Source organism: Amycolatopsis sp. cmx-11-51, from assembly GCF_047608665.1.
Taxonomy (GTDB): Bacteria; Actinomycetota; Actinomycetes; order Mycobacteriales; family Pseudonocardiaceae; genus Amycolatopsis.
This window is the reverse complement of the sequence record NZ_JADNQO010000001.1, coordinates 1,401,413-1,416,999: the sequence shown is the minus strand read 5'-3', so window position 1 is coordinate 1,416,999 and position 15,587 is coordinate 1,401,413. Positions and strand designations below refer to the sequence as shown.

Here is a 15,587-nt window from a genome sequence, read left to right as displayed (position 1 = left end):
TGATCAATCGCTTATCGAACGTCTCACGCGGGACCGCGAGCCTGTTGTGCACACTCCGCGCGGACGGCCTGAGCGCTGCTGGAAATGCCCGTAAAGCGGTGGCTGCTCAAGGGTGTCGCCGAATAGTCTGGAAAGTCCGATACCGATCTTGGGATGGACGATGCTGACCGGTGAACTGATCCGCTTACGGCCGCTGGAGCCCGAGGACGCCGACACGCTGTGGCGCTGGCACAACGACCCGGAGGTCGTACGCTGGTTGACCGCGGACCACCCGGAATCGCTCGCCCAGATCCGCGAGCGCTTCACCAAGCGGGAGCCCAACAGCTACGCGCGGGCGAGCTTCGCGATCGAGAGCCTCGCCGTCGGCACGCTGATCGGCACGTGCACCCTGCGCGACGCCACGCCGGAACAGGGGCGCGCGGAACTCGACATCTACCTCGGCGAGAGGGATCACTGGGGCGGCGGCTACGGCACCGACGCCATGCGCACACTTTGCCGCTACGGCTTCGAAATGATGCGGCTGCACATGATCGCGCTGTGGGTCGTGGTCGACAACGAAGCCGCGATCCACATCTACAAGAAGCTCGGGTTCCAGGTGGACGGCAGGCACCGGCAGTCGTTCCGCGGCCAGAACGGCGAGTGGCACGACGAGTACCTGATGAGCCTGCTCGAAGGGGAGCTCCGCTAGTCGTCCAGACCTTTCTTGAGCCTGGCGGGTGCCTTCATCCGCCAGGCCTCCTCGATGAGCTCACGTAGCTGCGCCTTCTCCACTTTCTCCAGGTCGACGAGGATCGCGCCGTAGCCGTCGTAATGCGGCGTGGTGAAGTACGCGGGGTCGCCGGAGGCCAGCAGGGCCTCCTTCTCCGCGTGCTCACACAGCAGCATCAGCCCGCCCTCGGCCTCGCTGCGCAGCCGGGCGAAGTTCTTGCCCGCGACCTTGAGCGACGGTGTGCGGTACGACGTGGACTCCTCGACCTCCGGCAGCCTGCCCGCCAGGTCCACGACTTCTTCCCAGGTCGTCATGGCGGCCATTGTGCCCTGGGTCACTGACAAGCGCGGAGAGGGTTATGGCAGGACGGTGATCCGGTCCGCGGCCGGTGGGGCGATGCCCGGGTGCGCCGCGAAGTACGCGATCAGCGCGTCCAGGTCCACCGGACCACCCGCGAGATCGGTCCCCTTGGTGAACTCGGTGAAGCCGTCCCCGCCGGCGACGAGGAAGTTGTTCACCGAAACGCGGTACGACGCCGCCGGGTCGATCGGCGTGCCGTCGAGCGTCAGGTTCGAGATCTTCGATCCGGCGGGCGCCGAAGCCGAGAACGAGTACTTCAGCGACTTCGAGATCTGCAGGGTCCGCACGATCCCGTTCGCCTGCCACTGCTGTTCGAGCACGTTCTTCAGGTTGGCCCCGGTGAGCGTGATGGTCTGCATGATGTTCGCGAACGGCTGCACGGCGAACGCCTCGCCGTAGGTGACGACACCAGCGCCTTCACCGGCGGGCGAAGACGCGTAGGTGAAGTCCGTGCGGATGCCGCCCGGGTTCGTCATCGCGATCTGGGCACCGTTCGACTGCGTGGCCTCGAGCTGAGCGTCCGCGATGACGTCGCCGAGCGGGGACTCGCCGGAGGGCACACCCTTGGCGACCAGGTCCGCGGTGATGGTGCCGATGGCCTTGTTCGCGATCGGCGCGGCCTTGGTCTTCGCCTCGTCGATCAGCTTCTGCACGTCGCCGTCCAGCTTGACGTCGCGGGTCACGATCTCGTTGTGCGCCTTGGTCTCGCCACGCACGACGTCACGGGTCCGGCGGTCGATCTTCAGGTCGACGACCGACAGCAGACGACCGAACGACGCGCCCTGGATCACCGGGCGGGGCTTGCCATCGGGGTCGTTGATCACGCAGTTGTACTGCTGGTGGCTGTGCCCGGTGAAGATCGCGTCCACTTTGGACGTCACCTTCCGCGCGATCGCGGTCGCGGCGCCCGGTTTGACCTTGCACTCGTCCGGGCCGGCGGTCTCGGAGTTGTCGCCCTGGTGCAGCAGCACGACCTGCGCCTTGACGCCGAACCGGTCGAGCAGCTTCGCGGTGCGGTCGATCGCCTGGACCTCTTCACCGAACTTCAGGCCCTTGATCGCCTCGGGGGTGACGACCTGCGGCAGATCCTTCAGTGTCGCGCCGATGACGCCGATCGGGAGACCGCCGGAGAACTCGACGCTGAACGGCAGCAGGGCCGGGAAGCCGTTCTCGTAGTACACATTGGCTCCGAGGAGCGGGAAGTTCGCGCCTTCGAAGGACTTCCGGAACTGGCAGCCGTCGGTCGGGTGGCAGCCGCCGTGCTGGATCCGGCGGAGCTCCTTGAGTCCTTCGTCGAATTCGTGGTTGCCCACCACGGAAGCCTCGACACCGAGCAGGTTCAGCAGTTCGACGGTCGGCTCGTCGTGGAACAGCGCCGAGATCACCGGCGACGCACCGATGCTGTCACCGGTCGAAAGCACGACCGAGTTGTGCACTTCACCGCGAAGCCGCTTCAGGTGCGTCGCGAGGTAGGCGGCACCGCCCGCGTTGACCGGCGCGCCACCGGGCAACGTGACGCGGCCGCTCGAACCGGACGGCGGTTCGAGGTTGCCGTGCAGGTCGTTGAACGTGACGATCCGGACGTCGGTGGTGGCCGGCGCGGCGGACGCGGGCGCGGCGAGGGTGGCCAGCGTGGTCAGCGCGGCACCGGCGATCACGGCCAGCTTCATTCTTGGGCGCACGGCGGAGGAGTTTGCCTGGCGAAGCTGACCTTCACCAGAGGAAAAACCAGGACGATAAGCAAACGTCACCTGTCGCGTGAACCGTTCAGCAGCACTCGCGTCACCAGCTCGGGCTCGTCGTTCATCGGCACGTGCCCCGCAGCCGGGAAGGACCAGCGGTTCCGCCTTCGGGCGGGCGAGGATGCGGTCGTGCCGCGCCCACGCGATGGTCACCGGGATGTCTTCGACGACGCCCGCGAACCGGAAGCCGGGCGGGTCGACGGTGATGAAGTCTCGGTGCGGTGTGAGCGGCGGGATCACGGCACCAGCGGCTCGCCCTTGTCCGCGCGGTCGAAGACGACGTTGTCCACGCCGCGAGGCCAGGCTATTTCCTGCTACCAGCGGTAACAGGTAAATAAAGACGTTCGCGCCGCCGGGTGACGTCGTTCGGCATCGGCTCCAGTTCACCCGTCGCGATGAACCCCAGTCGCAGATACAACCGCCGCGCCCGGTCGTTGTCCTCCGCGACGTGCAGCCACACCTCACGTGCGCCACCCAGCTCGGCCGCCGACCGCACCTCGCGCACCAGCCTCTCGCCGAGGCCTCGGCCGCGTGCCTCGGCCTCGACCCACATCGAGTAAAGGATCCAGCCGTCGTCGCGGGCCCGGCCGGCGACCAGGCCGACCGGGCGGCCGTCATCGAACGCGACGAACCAGGCGTCCCCGGCCAGCCGCGCGAGCCACTCTTCATCGGACTGCGCCCGTTCCACCGCGGCGATCGAGCCGTAGTTCTCGGGGGTGTCCGTCAGAGCACGCAGGCGGATCTCGCGGAAGACGTCGAGGTCTCCGGCGGCCAGCCGTCGAACGAGCAGCATCCCGGCAGAATCCCACGGCCACCGTCCTGACGGGGAGCGGATTTCACCGACCGGCCAGGGTCAGGGTCGGCCACTCGGCCGATCCGGTCCCGCCCGGCGCGGCTCTTCGACCGAAGTGGCAGACCCCTCATGATCCATAACGTCGGTGTCATGACGAACGCACAGGTCACCGCCCTGCAGTACGGGCTGATCGGTTTCTTCGCGCTTTGGGCGACGGTGCTGATCCCGCAGCTGATCCTCCTGCACGCGCGGCACGGCCAGGTGCGCCTTCGTCCCGTCCTGACCATGGCCGCCGTGCTGCTCTACGGCACCATGACCCTGGCGGTGACCTTCCTGCCGCTGCCCGGCCCCGGCGCCGAACGGCTGAGCCAGACCGTGCAGCCGCACGCGTTCCAGTGGATCACCGACATCCACACCGAGTTGCTCAAGCACGGGCTCCCGATGGCCGACTGGTTCACCACCCAGACCTTCCAGCAGGCCACCATGAACGTGCTGCTGTTCGTCCCGCTCGGCTTCTTCGCCAGGACGCTCTGGAAACGCGGCCTCATCGGCACGACGCTGATCGGTCTCGCCGCGTCGCTGCTGATCGAGTTCACACAGCTGACCGCGAACTTCGGCACCGCGCCCTACGTCTACCGGATCTTCGACGTCGACGACCTGCTCAACAACACCGGTGGCGCGATGCTCGGCTGGATCGCCGGAGCCCTGCTGCTCAGCCTGGTGCGGAAGCCCGTTGCTCCGACGGTCGAGATGCGGTCCGAGGTACTTGTCTCCGCCGAGGGCTCATTGGCGCAGCCGTTGCGCCGCGAGCGGGTCGACCTCGCCCAGGCTCGCTAGCCTCGCCTGCCGCCGCTGGGCCACGCGCCGCGCGGCCCGCCGGTCTTCCGCGACCACCAGCACGGTGGCCACCACGAAGATCAACGCGACCAGGCCGAGGATGAGCGAGAGCTGCAAAACGCCTCCTCGAATACGGACCTTGTGCGCGAGATCACAAACAGTACGCATGTCGTGCTGACTTGGCCACCCCTTGCGACGACTGATCGTGTCCCGGGTCACGCGGGGACGGCCGAGAACCACGTCCGGTCGTCGGTACACCAGCGTTCGATGACCAGACCAGCGGCGGCCAGGGCAGCGTCCAGACCCGGCGGTTCCAGCCGACGGCAGGTGAACGCCTGATTCCACCACCGGCCGCCCGACGAGTACCGGACGACGGCCGAGAGCAGGTCACCGTCGCGGACGAGGTCACCGAGCCGGACATCGACCTCGCCGAGGCGTCCGCCCTGACCATCGCGGACCGTGTCGAACCAGTCCGGTGGATGCCATTCGACGAGCACCCGCCCACCGGGCGCGACGTGCTCGCGAGCGGTACTCAGGAAGGCCGCGCGGTCGGCGTCGAGAGCGGTGTTGACCAGGTGACTGCCGAGCACCACCGCGTCGAAGTCCCGGTCGAGCCGCAGGTCCTCGATCTTCGAACAAACCGTCGCGGTACGGACGTGGGCGAGCATCTCCGGTGAGTCGTCCACCGCGACCACCGGATGGCCCAGATCCAGCAGCGCGTGCGTGACCCGCCCGGCGCCGCTGCCGAGCTCCAGGATCGAGGCGCCGTCCGGGACGGCCGCGTGCACGATCCCGGCCTCCCCGGCGGGTGGCAGCAGCCGATACACCTCGACCGAACAGCCGTCGGCTGTGAACACCCCCTGCTCCATACCCGCCAGCGTGCCGGAAACTGGCCCGGTGAGGACACGACCGACCAAGGACGAGCAGGCCGCCGCGTACGGCAAGACCATCGACGACGTCATCGCGCCGGACCTGGACGTGCTGTTCTGCGGGATCAACCCCGGCCTCTACTCCGGCGCCCTCGGCCTGCACTTCGCCAGGCCGGGAAACCGGTTCTGGCCTGCCCTGCATCGCGGCGGCTTCACCCCGCGCCTGCTCGATCCGAGCGAACAGGACGAACTGCTCGGGTACGGGCTCGGCATCACGAACGTCGTCGCGCGGACGACGGCACGGGCCGACGAACTGACAAAGGACGAATTCCTCGAAGGCGGGCGTCTTCTCACGGCGAGGGTCACCGAATACCGGCCGCGCTGGCTCGCCGTGGTCGGGATCACGGCCTTCCGGACCGCGTTCCGGCTGCCGAAGGCGAAGGTCGGCCCGCAGGACGGCGAGATCGGGGGCGCGCGGGTCTGGGTTCTGCCGAATCCGAGTGGGTTGAACGCGCATTGGACGCCCGCGGCGCTCGGGGACGAGTTCGGCCTCCTCCGGGCCGAAGTCCACTCTGAGTAGTGAACGCGTCAGGATCTACCCTTGTCGCGCTCATTCGAGCAAGAGATCCACAACCAGCAGGTACGCAGAGTTTGCTGCGACGATGCGATACATCTATGAGGGGGATACCGCGTCACGTCCACAGACCTACTGACTCGTAATAGTTACGAGGTGTTATTTCCGTCCGGTCCCGCAGGGGGGACCGGTTGACGAGGGCGACCACGCCGGGGGGCCATGGGCGCCGCAGGGACTTCATGTCCTCTCGTCCGGAAATGACGGGCAGGAAAACGGAGGGGTCCGTGATGCGAAGCGTCGAACCGAACCGAACGCAGGTCGGGAGGCCTGGCGGACCGCCACCAGGCGGCCGAGGGCTCGGCGTGGCCGCCGTCGATCCGATCCCGATCTTCTGTGAGGGCCTGAGTTCGCTGGTCCACCGCACGCCGGGGCTGCACTGGCTCGGGCACGCGAGCAGCCACCATGCCGCGCTCCAGCTGTGCGAGCAGCTCAAACCGGACGTCATCGTGCTGGATTCGGCGCTCGACCCGAACTGCCACCTGTCCCGGCTGCTCAGTGGCGGCGACCCGGCGCTGGTCATCATCACGCTGGTCAGGGACACCAACCGCACCCAGCAGTACCTCGCCGCGGCGATCGCGGCCGGCGTGCACGCGATCGTGCCGCGAGCGACCGACGGGCGGCATCTGACCGAGGCGATCCGGCGCGCGCACAGTGACCGCCGCTACATCGACCCGACGCTGGCGGCGCTGACGGCGCGGCCGAAGCGCCAGCCCGTACTCCCGAAGGCGGGCGAACCCCCCAAGCCCGCGACCGCGCGCGGCCTGATGCCGCTGTCCCGGCGCGAGTACCAGGTCCTGCAACTGGTCGCCGAAGGGCTGGAGAACTCCGGGATCGCGAAGATCCTGTTCCTGTCCGTGGAAACCGTCCGGACCCACGTCAAGAGCATCCTGCGCAAGCTGTCGGCCCGGGACCGGACACACGCGGTCACCATCGCGTTCCGATCCGGCATCCTGGTCACGAACCCTGACGACGCGCACGATCCGCCGGACGCCTCGACGGCCACGTCGATCGCGCCGTCACCTCGCTGAGACCCCCCGTATTGCTGATTTACACATCACAACAGTGGCCATTCACTTGCCGCCGGTTACCCACAGGTAATATCCTGAAGTTACCGGCGAGTAGGGGACGTGTGCCCGGCCGGGGAGCCGAACACATTGGAGTGACGAAATGGGCCACTACAAGAGCAACGTCCGAGACCTGGAGTTCAACCTCTTCGAGGTCCTCGGCGTGCAGGACCGCCTCGGCAAGGGCGTTCTCGCGGAATCCGACGAGGAGACCGCGCGCGGCGTGCTGACCGAGCTGAACAAGCTCGCTTCCGGTCCCCTCGCCGATTCGTACGCCGACGCGGACCGCAACCCGCCGGTGTACGACCCGAAGACCTTCTCGGTGAAGATCCCCGAGTCGTTCAAGAAGAGCTACCAGGCGCTGATGGACGGCGAATGGTGGCGGCTGGGCCTGCCGAACGAGCTGGGCGGCTTCGGCCTGCCCCCGACCGTGCAGTGGGCCGCCGCCGAGCTGATCCTCGGCGCCAACGCGCCGCTGTTCATGTACATGGCGGGCCCGAGCTTCGCCGGGATCGTCGACAAGAACGGCACCGAAGAGCAGAAGCGCTGGGCGCAGGTCATGATCGACCGCGGCTGGGGCGCGACGATGGTGCTCACCGAGCCCGACGCCGGTTCCGACGTCGGCGCCGGCCGCGCCAAGGCCGTCAAGCAGGAGGACGGCTCCTGGCACATCGACGGCGTGAAGCGGTTCATCACCTCGGCCGAGAACGACATGGTCGAGAACATCCTGCACCTGGTACTGGCCCGCCCCGAGGGTCCCGGCATCGAGACCAAGGCCGGCACCAAGGGCCTGTCGCTGTTCCTCGTGCCGAAGTTCCACTTCGACGGCGAGACCGGCGAGCTGGGCGAGCGCAACGGCGCCTTCGTCACAGGAGTCGAGCACAAGATGGGCATCAAGGCCTCCACCACCTGCGAGCTGACCTTTGGCCAGCACGGCACTCCCGCCAAGGGCTGGCTGCTCGGCGAGGTGCACGACGGTATCGCGCAGATGTTCCAGGTCATCGAGTACGCCCGCATGATGGTCGGCACCAAGGCCATCGCGACGCTGTCGACCGGTTACCTCAACGCGCTCGAGTACGCCAAGGAGCGCGTCCAGGGCGCCGACCTGCCGAACATGCTGAACAAGGCGGCGCCGCGCGTCACGATCACCCACCACCCGGACGTCCGCCGCTCGCTGATGCTGCAGAAGGCGTACGCCGAGGGCCTGCGCGCGGTGTACCTCTACACGGCGTCGTTCCAGGACCAGGTGTGGACCGGCGAGGGCGACGAGGCTTCGCGGAAGGTGGCGCACGGCGTCAACGACCTGCTGCTGCCGATCGTCAAGGGCGTCGGTTCGGAGCGCGCGACCGAGCAGCTCGTGCAGTCGCTGCAGACCCTCGGCGGGTCGGGCTTCCTGCAGGACTACCCGATCGAGCAGTACATCCGTGACGCGAAGATCGACTCGCTGTACGAAGGCACCACGGCCATCCAGTCGCTGGACTTCTTCTTCCGCAAGATCGTCCGCGACAAGGGCGCTTCGCTGGCCTACGTCGCCGGGGAGATCACGAAGACCATCGAGTCGGAGATCGGCAACGGGCGGCTCAAGAACGAGCGCGGTCTGCTCAAGCAGGCGCTCGAAGACACCCAGGGCATGCTCGGCTCGCTGATCGGCTACCTGACCTCGTCGCAGGAAGACCCGCAGAACATCAACAAGGTCGGCCAGCACACGGTCCGGCTGCTGATGTCGGTCGGCGACCTGATCATCGGCTGGCAGCTCATCAAGCACGCCGAGGTCGCCATCGGCAAGCTCGACGCCGGCGCGTCGGCGAAGGACACCCCGTTCTACGAGGGCAAGATCGCCGTGGCGTCGTTCTTCGCGAAGAGCGTGCTGCCGGAGCTGACGTCGCGCCGGGCGATCGTCGAGGCCGCGGACAACGCCCTCATGGAGCTCTCCGAAGCCGCTTTCTAGGCCATTCGGACACCGGAAAGCCCCTTCCAGCACGGAGGGGGCTTTTCTGGTTTCGAGTGGGTTTCCCGGGGGCATTTCCGTGCTGAGTCCGCCCCTCGGCGGAGACCTCGGCAAAGGAGTTTTTCAATGACAGTCACCGGCATCATCACGGCGATCGTGGTCGGTTTGATCCTCGGGGTGCTCGGCAGGTTCTTCGCCCCCGGCAAGCAATCGATCCCGATCTGGCTGACGATCGGGGTCGGCATCGTCGCCGCCTTCATCGGCACCTGGATCGCCCGCGGGCTCGGCTACGCGGACACCAAGGGCTTCGACTGGCTCGAACTCATCACCCAGATCGTGGTCGCGGCCGTCGGTGTCGCCCTGGCCGCGAACCTTTACGGACGCCGGGGTGTCACCCGGTAAGGGGTCTTGAGGCGCGACAAGGCGGTTTTGGTGTCACGGTGGGTCCAACTCGATTCTCCAGCGAAGGAGGAACCATGTTGGGTGGCCTTTGGGGCATCATCACCACGATCGTGGTCGGTCTGATCCTCGGCGTCATCGGCCGGATGCTGGCTTCCGGCGATCAGAAGATCCCGATGTGGCTGACGATCTTGGTCGGCATCGTCGCCGCTTTCATCGGCAACTGGCTGGCCGGCGTGTTCGGCGTCCGCGACACCGCGGGCATCGACTGGATCCGGCACGCCTTCCAGGTCGGCGCGGCCGTCATCGGCGTCATCGCCGCGGCCGCCATCTACGCGAAGGTCAAGGGCGGCGGGCACCGTACCGTGACCTGATCAGGGCTACGGTCAGCCCCTGTGACCACTCGACTCGAACTCAGTGGCCAGGGGCTGACCTCCCTGACCGGCGTCCCCCTCCCGGCCTCCCTCGAGTACCTGGACCTGTACGACAACCGGCTGACCTCCGTTCCCGAGGAGCTGTGGTCGCTGTCCGGCCTCCGGGTACTGAATCTGGCCACCAACCGGCTGACCTCCATCTCACCTTCGATCGGCGCCCTGCGGCAGCTGCACACCCTCGATCTGGGGCACAACGAGCTTTCGGCCCTGCCGGACGAGCTCGGCGAGCTTTCCGGGCTGACGGAATACCTTTACCTGAGCGACAACCGGCTGACCGAGTTCCCCGCCGCGCTGTGCTCGCTCGGAAGGCTGAAATACCTGGGGTTCACGGACAATCGCGTCTCCACGTTGCCGGACGACCTGTCCGGGCTGGCCTCACTGCGGGAACTTCGCTTGTACGGCAACAGGTTGACCGCCCTGCCGGAGTCACTGGGGACGCTTTCCCCGTTGCGCGAACTGCATCTGCGGCGCAACCGGCTGACGTCGTTGCCGGACTCCCTCGGTGAGCTGAGCGAGTTGCGCCAGCTGGACCTGCGCGAGAACCAGCTCACCACCCTGCCTGCTTCCCTCGCCCGATTGTCGAAATTGGACAAACTGGATCTGCGCTGGAACAAGGAATTCCGCGAGCCGTCGTGGCTCGAAGATTTCGAGGACCGCGGCTGCATGGTGCTGCGGTGAGCCCTATCCGGCCAGTGCGGGCCCGTTCGGACCGGCGATCGCGCCGAGCTGGGTGAGCCCGTCCAAGATGTCGGTGCAGGTCCAGTACTCGACGAATTTCCCGCCCGAGGCACGCAGGATGTCGTGACCGCTGAACGCGATCTCGGTCCCCACCGGCGCGGTGGCCCCTGACAGACCGCCCGCGTACGTGGCACGCATGGTCCACCGCGCCGAGACCAGGTCGCCGTCGACGAGAGGACCGAGATCCACGCTGATGTCGATGTCGTCGAACGCCGCCCTGGTCTGCTCGATTTCGGGAAGCAGCCGAGCGGGGCCGGTCGTCGCCTCCGAATCGGTGCCGTCGGGACGCGCCTGATGCACGACGAAGCCGGGGTCGAGGACGTCCTCGGCGTGCCGGAAATCACCGCGCCACAGCTCGGACCAGCGGGCATACAGCTCGCGAAGGTCGACGTCGGGCAAAGTGTCCATGAGTGAACTCCTGGAGAGAGAGGTGTCTGCGTAACGCAGTCTCTGCGTCACGCAGTTACTTTAGGAATGGATGTCTACCCGTGTCAAACGAGAAGCACGCGGAACTGCTGAAGGCCGTCACCGTGGCCGCCCGGCGGCATTACGTCGCCTACACCCTGTTCAACCAGGCTCTCGCCAACCGGCTCGGTCTGCATCCCACCGATCTGCAATGCCTCGGCCTGCTCGAACTCGAAACGGAGCCGCTTTCCACCGGCGAGATCGCGAAGTCGATCGGACTCACCTCCGGATCCGCGACCCGCCTCGTGGACCGGCTGGAGAAGGCGGGGTTCATCACCCGGATGCCGGATCCACTGGATCGCCGGAAGGCCCTCGTCTCACTGGCGGCCCGGCGCGGAGCCGAGGCGGGGGCGGCCTGGGAGGAGCCCGGCAACGCGTTCGCGGCTGTTCTCGCGGACTTCAGCGCCGACGAACTCACGGTGATCGAACGGTTTCTGCGGCGGACGACCGAAACCGGTACCGAGCAGGCCGCGCGGCTGGCGAAACAGTGACCCTCAAGCGCAGATGATCGTGGTCCGCGGCGAGTAGGTCGCGTTGCGGGTCTCCCGGCGGACCTCCGTGCCGGTGACGACGTCGATGAGCACGCGGGTGTCCGAGGTGCTGAAACCGGCGGCACCGGGATCCGGCACGCAGCCAGGGCCCGAACCGACCTGCACCGGCTGGGCGACGTAGGAGTGCCGTTCGCCGCCGACGCTCTGGACCGAGAACCGTTTCGTGCCCCAGATCCGCACGGTCACCGAGCCGTTGGCGGGGACGACCTGGATCGCGATACCGGTCGGGGCGTCGTTGACGACCTGCATCTCGACCGGCGAACCATCGTTGTTGATCGCCTTCGCGTCCCGCGCGACCGGATAGCGGTCGAGGTGGTGGTCGTGCTCCAGATGCCCGCCGTCGGCCAGTCCCGCCAGGTACGCGGCGTTGTAGAGCGTCGTCGCGAGCTGCGAGACGCCGCCGCCCACCACGACCGGCCCGGTGCCGTCCTCGCTCACCGGGGCGGGGACGTAGCCCGCGTCCGCCGTCCGCGCTCCCGATCGGGCGCCGAGGCTGAACGTCTCGTTCGGCTTCACGATGGTGCCGGACACCCGGGTGGCCAGCGCCTGGACGTTCGTCATCGCCTGCCCGTTCAGGCCCGACGTGGTGAACTCGCCGATGACCTCTTTGATGCCGAGGACGTTCGCCGCGTCGGTGCTGACGGCCGGGCTGCTGGCGTCGTAGACCGCCTTCAGCTCCCGGTCTTCGCTCTTCGCGAGCGCCGTGGTCAGCGCGGAGAACGTGAGGTCCCAGTTGACCTTCCGCGCGTCCTTCGACGGCTGGACCGCCGGCCGGTCGCCGACGAAGACGATCTGCGCGTCCGCCCCGTCGGTCTCGGTCGGCTCGAGCTGGGGCTGCGCGGCGGCCCGCAGCTTGCCCTGATCGATGCGGACCTCGAGGTTGCCGTCGTCGCGCGGGGCGAACTGGAAGGATCCCGCGATCGTGACCGGTTTCAGCGTCGCGTCCTTGCCCTCGCCGCGGATCAGCAGCGGCTTCGCCACCGCCGGGACGACGATCTTGTCCAGCGCCGCGTGTACCCCCGGCGAAGTCGCCTTCACCGGCGCGACGTTCACCTTCAGCTCGACGCCACCATCGCTCAGCCAGCCATCGGTGACCGCGGTGACCGACGCCCTGACGTCGGCGAGCGTCTGACCGGCCCGCGGCTCGACCGCGGCCGGGAGGACCCCGCCGTCAGTGCCCGCGACGGGCTGGAAGGTGATGTCGCCTTCGACCGGCGGGCGGTTCAGCTTCGCGGCGGCGAGGTCGGAGACGGCCTTTTCGAGCTTCGGCGCGTCGGTCCAGGTGACGACACCGACCTCACGGCTGGTGAAGAACGACATGACCCGCGTGTACGGGCTCAGGGGCTGGTGACCGGCGCGGCCCAGCGTCTGCGGCCAGTCAAGGCCGAGACCGGACGACGTGGGGTACAGCACCGTGCGGATGTCGCCGGCGCGGACCCGCACCGGCTCGATCAGCCTCGGCTCCAGCTCGCGGCGAAGCTTCGACTCGGCTTCCTTGTGCGTGAGGCCTCCGACGTCGATCCCCGCGACGGTGACGCCGCGCGGGACGTCCCCGGCGCTGAAAATCAGGTCCCCCGCGTACGCGAGCACGAACAGGCCCATGAGCACGCCGGCGAGCATGAAGGCCTTACCGAGGCCTCTGCGGAACCTCGACGCGGGCGTGGGCAGCGGCTGCACCACCACCCTGTCGCCCTCGAAAAGCTCGTCTACCAGGTCTTCGTCGGTCTCGACAGCGGGAAGGAGTTCGTCGGTGAACAGGTCGGTGCCCGGTTCGTCGTGCTCATCACGCACCCACTCTCACCACCCCTCCCGCGACTGGAGCTACAGGTACAACCCCGTGCCGTGTTCGGACCGTTCGGTCGCCACGGCGTGGATGTCCCGCTCCCGCATCACCAGGTGCCCCTCACCCTGGATCTCGACCTCGTGCTGGTCGTCCGGGTTGAACAGCACACGGTCGCCGGTCTTGACGTTCCGCACACTGTTGCCCACGCCCAGTACATCACCCCACGAGAGCCGCCGCGCGACCTGCGCGGTGGCGGGGATGACGATGCCGCCGGAACTCCGGCGCTCCCCGTCCTCGGGGGACAGCTTCACGAGCACCCTGTCCTGCAACATCTGAATCTCGAGTTTCGGCCCGTCTGACACGAGTACGACTCTACTTACCCGGATCCCCCGCCATGACCAGGCTCAGCGTGCTTTCTCCACCGTCTTCGAACCGGACGGGCACCCCCCAGTCCTGCCGGGTGATGCGGCAAGCGGGGTGCTCGCCGCCGTCATCGCAGCTCGCGGCCTGTGCGACGACCTGCAGGACGCCTTCGGTGACGCCCTCGGCGAAACGGAGCGTGCGGAACAGGTCCGTGCCCACCCCCGCGCCGTCGACGAGCAATTCCGGCGGCGACGCGCTGATCTCCAGCCGCGTCGAGGGGCCGAAGCGGTCGTCGAGCTTCTCACCGGGAGGCGGGGCGAAGACGACGGAGAACTCCAGCTCACCCGGCGCCAGCACGGACGGCGGACGGCGGACGGCGTGCGCGTCCCCGGTCACCGCCTGCTCGCCGAGCGGCACCGGCCCGATCCCGTTCCCCGCCGACTCGACGACCAGCAGTTCGCCGTCGTGCACCAGCAGGCCGGACGGCTCCGCGAGACCGGTCGCGAGCGTGGTCACCCGGCGGGTGAGCGGGTCGTAGCGGCGGATGGCGCCGTTGTAGGTGTCGGCGATCGCGATGGTGTCGCCGGGCAGCACGGCGAGGCCGAGCGGATGCTGCAGAAGCGCCTGGTCCGCGGGTCCGTCGACGTGGCCGAAGGAGAACAGATCGACGCCGACCGCGGTGTGCACGGTGAACGTTTCGCCCTCGGGCTGGATCCAGCGCAGAGCCGACGTCTCGGGGTCCGCGAGCCACAGCCGCTGCCCGTCGGGTGCGAGACCGGACGTCTGCGCGAAGAACGCTTCGTGGACATCGCCGTCTCGCAGGCCCTCGACGGTCGTACCGGCGAAGCGGCGGATGGTGCCCGAGACCGGCTCGAACACGCTCAGCGTGTGGTTGCCGGCCATGGCGACCACGACCCCGCCCGCGGGGCCCCACCAGGCGACGTCCCAGGGGCTGGTGAGGTCGATGTCGAGCGCATCGCCGGTGTCGACGCCGTCGCGCCACTGGCGGCCGGTCCCGGCGACCGTGCTGACCTCGCCGGTGATCAGATCGATCCCGCGCAACCGGTGACCTGCCGTGTCGGCGACGACGGCGTGGTAGCCCGCGCGCTCCGCGACCTCGTACGGCAACAGCGTGATCCCGGACGGCTCGGTGAAGGTCGCCAGGTCGAAGGGCCCGTCCTGCGCACCGCGTGCGCCGCTGCCGAAGCGGCGGATGATCGTCTCGCCGTCGGACGCGAACTCGACGATGGAGTGGTTGCCGGTGTCCGCGACCAGGATCCGGCCCTCGGCGGTGGTGACGGCCTTGCTCGGGAAGCGCAGCTCGGAGCGCTGTTCCTCGGCCGGGACGTACGGGCTGCCGCCGCGGCGCAGCGTGCCCTTGGCCTCGTGGGTCGCGACGAGGTCGGCGATCACCCGGCGCAGCGCCTCGGCGTGCCCTTCACCGGCGGCGACGTGCACGACGTAGCCCTCGGGATCCACGACGACAAGCGTCGGCCACGCCTTGACCGCGTACTGCGACCAGGTGGTCATCTGCGGGTCGTTGAGCACCGGGTGGTGCACCTCGTAGCGGCGCACCGCGGCCTCGATCGCGGCCGCCTCGCCCTCGTGCAGGAACTTGGGCGAATGCACGCCGACGGTCACCAGGACGTCGGCGAACTCGGCCTCCAGCGGGCGAAGCTCGTCCAGCACGTGCAGGCAGTTGACGCAGCCGCTGGTCCAGAAGTCCAGCAGGACGATGCGGCCGCGCAGCCCGGCGAGGGTGAGCCGCTCGCCGCCGGTGTTGAGCCACCCGTCGCCGGCGAGCTCGGGTGCCCGCACACGGGACTGCGTTCGTGGAGAAGTCACGCCATGAGTGAACTACACGCGGAGCCGCTCTGTTCCGAGGTCCAGGCGTTGAG

General features: G+C 68.2%; 19 protein-coding genes. 10 read left to right on the top strand and 9 right to left on the bottom strand.

Features of this window, described 5'->3' with window-relative positions:
* Positions 1-160 precede the first annotated feature (160 nt).
* The gene (locus ACM6LU_RS07130; RefSeq protein ID WP_414936734.1) at positions 161-688 is read left to right on the top strand and encodes a GNAT family N-acetyltransferase; all 528 of its coding nucleotides are present in this window, start codon (positions 161-163) and stop codon (positions 686-688) included.
* Here the strand turns inward: ACM6LU_RS07130 and ACM6LU_RS07125 are convergent.
* Together ACM6LU_RS07125 and ACM6LU_RS07120 are read right to left on the bottom strand one after the other, a co-directional pair.
* Entirely contained in the window at positions 685-1,023 is a 339-nt protein-coding gene (locus tag ACM6LU_RS07125; protein ID WP_414936733.1) for an MmcQ/YjbR family DNA-binding protein, read from the bottom strand. The genes ACM6LU_RS07130 and ACM6LU_RS07125 overlap by 4 nt on opposite strands.
* Positions 1,024-1,065: 42 nt before the next feature.
* The gene (locus tag ACM6LU_RS07120; protein WP_414937115.1) at positions 1,066-2,739 is read right to left on the bottom strand and encodes a bifunctional metallophosphatase/5'-nucleotidase; all 1,674 of its coding nucleotides are present in this window, start codon (positions 2,737-2,739) and stop codon (positions 1,066-1,068) included.
* A gap of 201 nt (positions 2,740-2,940) precedes the next feature.
* Here ACM6LU_RS07120 and ACM6LU_RS07115 point away from each other — a divergent pair, with 201 nt between their 5' ends.
* Complete coding sequence (locus ACM6LU_RS07115; protein WP_414936732.1) at positions 2,941-3,138, top strand: hypothetical protein; 198 nt, start codon at positions 2,941-2,943, stop codon at positions 3,136-3,138.
* Here ACM6LU_RS07115 and ACM6LU_RS07110 read toward each other — a convergent pair.
* On the bottom strand, positions 3,116-3,604 hold the full coding sequence (locus ACM6LU_RS07110) for a GNAT family N-acetyltransferase (protein ID WP_414936731.1): 489 nt from the start codon (positions 3,602-3,604) through the stop codon (positions 3,116-3,118). The genes ACM6LU_RS07115 and ACM6LU_RS07110 overlap by 23 nt on opposite strands.
* A 150-nt stretch (positions 3,605-3,754) precedes the next feature.
* On the opposite strand from ACM6LU_RS07110, the gene ACM6LU_RS07105 reads away from it, so the two are divergent.
* Positions 3,755-4,441, top strand: a complete 687-nt coding sequence (locus tag ACM6LU_RS07105; protein WP_414936730.1) for a VanZ family protein — start codon at positions 3,755-3,757, stop codon at positions 4,439-4,441.
* Here the strand turns inward: ACM6LU_RS07105 and ACM6LU_RS07100 are convergent.
* On the bottom strand, positions 4,388-4,558 hold the full coding sequence (locus ACM6LU_RS07100; RefSeq protein WP_414936729.1) for a hypothetical protein: 171 nt from the start codon (positions 4,556-4,558) through the stop codon (positions 4,388-4,390). The two genes, ACM6LU_RS07105 and ACM6LU_RS07100, sit on opposite strands and share 54 nt — an antisense overlap.
* A 98-nt stretch (positions 4,559-4,656) precedes the next feature.
* Positions 4,657-5,298, bottom strand: a complete 642-nt coding sequence (locus tag ACM6LU_RS07095; RefSeq protein ID WP_414936728.1) for a class I SAM-dependent methyltransferase — start codon at positions 5,296-5,298, stop codon at positions 4,657-4,659.
* A 40-nt stretch (positions 5,299-5,338) separates the two neighbouring features.
* Here ACM6LU_RS07095 and mug point away from each other — a divergent pair, with 40 nt between their 5' ends.
* The 6 genes from mug to ACM6LU_RS07065 all read left to right on the top strand — a co-directional run bounded on the left by mug (position 5,339) and on the right by ACM6LU_RS07065 (position 10,467).
* Complete coding sequence (gene mug / locus ACM6LU_RS07090; RefSeq protein ID WP_414936727.1) at positions 5,339-5,890, top strand: G/U mismatch-specific DNA glycosylase; 552 nt, start codon at positions 5,339-5,341, stop codon at positions 5,888-5,890.
* 281 nt (positions 5,891-6,171) lie between these two features.
* Entirely contained in the window at positions 6,172-6,972 is an 801-nt protein-coding gene (locus tag ACM6LU_RS07085) for a response regulator transcription factor (RefSeq protein WP_414936726.1), read from the top strand.
* Positions 6,973-7,111: 139 nt separating this feature from the next.
* Entirely contained in the window at positions 7,112-8,956 is a 1,845-nt protein-coding gene (locus ACM6LU_RS07080) for an acyl-CoA dehydrogenase (RefSeq protein WP_414936725.1), read from the top strand.
* 126 nt (positions 8,957-9,082) lie between these two features.
* A complete protein-coding gene (locus ACM6LU_RS07075) occupies positions 9,083-9,358 on the top strand; it encodes a GlsB/YeaQ/YmgE family stress response membrane protein (RefSeq protein WP_414936724.1) in 276 nt (91 codons plus the stop codon).
* A 74-nt stretch (positions 9,359-9,432) separates the two neighbouring features.
* Positions 9,433-9,729 carry a GlsB/YeaQ/YmgE family stress response membrane protein gene (locus ACM6LU_RS07070; RefSeq protein WP_414936723.1) on the top strand — a complete coding sequence of 99 codons (297 nt, stop codon included), beginning with the start codon at positions 9,433-9,435 and terminating at the stop codon, positions 9,727-9,729.
* A 21-nt stretch (positions 9,730-9,750) separates the two neighbouring features.
* Positions 9,751-10,467, top strand: a complete 717-nt coding sequence (locus ACM6LU_RS07065) for a leucine-rich repeat domain-containing protein (protein WP_414936722.1) — start codon at positions 9,751-9,753, stop codon at positions 10,465-10,467.
* A 3-nt stretch (positions 10,468-10,470) separates the two neighbouring features.
* On the opposite strand, the gene ACM6LU_RS07060 is transcribed toward ACM6LU_RS07065, so the two are convergent.
* Positions 10,471-10,935: an ester cyclase gene (locus tag ACM6LU_RS07060; protein WP_414936721.1), complete on the bottom strand. Its 465-nt coding sequence runs from the start codon at positions 10,933-10,935 to the stop codon at positions 10,471-10,473.
* A gap of 80 nt (positions 10,936-11,015) precedes the next feature.
* Here ACM6LU_RS07060 and ACM6LU_RS07055 point away from each other — a divergent pair, with 80 nt between their 5' ends.
* Entirely contained in the window at positions 11,016-11,483 is a 468-nt protein-coding gene (locus ACM6LU_RS07055; RefSeq protein ID WP_414936720.1) for a MarR family winged helix-turn-helix transcriptional regulator, read from the top strand.
* A gap of 3 nt (positions 11,484-11,486) precedes the next feature.
* On the opposite strand, the gene ACM6LU_RS07050 is transcribed toward ACM6LU_RS07055, so the two are convergent.
* The 3 genes from ACM6LU_RS07050 to ACM6LU_RS07040 are packed head-to-tail and all read right to left on the bottom strand — an operon-like array spanning position 11,487 to position 15,507.
* Positions 11,487-13,334: a VanW family protein gene (locus ACM6LU_RS07050; protein WP_414936719.1), complete on the bottom strand. Its 1,848-nt coding sequence runs from the start codon at positions 13,332-13,334 to the stop codon at positions 11,487-11,489.
* A gap of 30 nt (positions 13,335-13,364) precedes the next feature.
* On the bottom strand, positions 13,365-13,658 hold the full coding sequence (locus ACM6LU_RS07045) for a GroES family chaperonin (RefSeq protein ID WP_101611429.1): 294 nt from the start codon (positions 13,656-13,658) through the stop codon (positions 13,365-13,367).
* 40 nt (positions 13,659-13,698) lie between these two features.
* The gene (locus ACM6LU_RS07040; RefSeq protein ID WP_414937114.1) at positions 13,699-15,507 is read right to left on the bottom strand and encodes an NHL domain-containing thioredoxin family protein; all 1,809 of its coding nucleotides are present in this window, start codon (positions 15,505-15,507) and stop codon (positions 13,699-13,701) included.
* Between the last annotated feature and the right edge of the window lie 80 nt (positions 15,508-15,587).

What these genes read in the sequence shown, in the direction of transcription:
- ACM6LU_RS07130 (WP_414936734.1), top strand. Translation starts at nt 161, where the DNA reads ATGCTGACCGGTGAACTGATCCGCTTACGGCCGCTGGAGCCCGAGGAC.
- ACM6LU_RS07125 (WP_414936733.1), bottom strand. Translation starts at nt 1,023, where the DNA reads ATGACGACCTGGGAAGAAGTCGTGGACCTGGCGGGCAGGCTGCCGGAG.
- ACM6LU_RS07120 (WP_414937115.1), bottom strand. Translation starts at nt 2,739, where the DNA reads ATGAAGCTGGCCGTGATCGCCGGTGCCGCGCTGACCACGCTGGCCACC.
- ACM6LU_RS07110 (WP_414936731.1), bottom strand. Translation starts at nt 3,604, where the DNA reads ATGCTGCTCGTTCGACGGCTGGCCGCCGGAGACCTCGACGTCTTCCGC.
- ACM6LU_RS07105 (WP_414936730.1), top strand. Translation starts at nt 3,755, where the DNA reads ATGACGAACGCACAGGTCACCGCCCTGCAGTACGGGCTGATCGGTTTC.
- ACM6LU_RS07085 (WP_414936726.1), top strand. Translation starts at nt 6,172, where the DNA reads ATGCGAAGCGTCGAACCGAACCGAACGCAGGTCGGGAGGCCTGGCGGA.
- ACM6LU_RS07080 (WP_414936725.1), top strand. Translation starts at nt 7,112, where the DNA reads ATGGGCCACTACAAGAGCAACGTCCGAGACCTGGAGTTCAACCTCTTC.
- ACM6LU_RS07075 (WP_414936724.1), top strand. Translation starts at nt 9,083, where the DNA reads ATGACAGTCACCGGCATCATCACGGCGATCGTGGTCGGTTTGATCCTC.
- ACM6LU_RS07070 (WP_414936723.1), top strand. Translation starts at nt 9,433, where the DNA reads ATGTTGGGTGGCCTTTGGGGCATCATCACCACGATCGTGGTCGGTCTG.
- ACM6LU_RS07060 (WP_414936721.1), bottom strand. Translation starts at nt 10,935, where the DNA reads ATGGACACTTTGCCCGACGTCGACCTTCGCGAGCTGTATGCCCGCTGG.
- ACM6LU_RS07045 (WP_101611429.1), bottom strand. Translation starts at nt 13,658, where the DNA reads ATGTTGCAGGACAGGGTGCTCGTGAAGCTGTCCCCCGAGGACGGGGAG.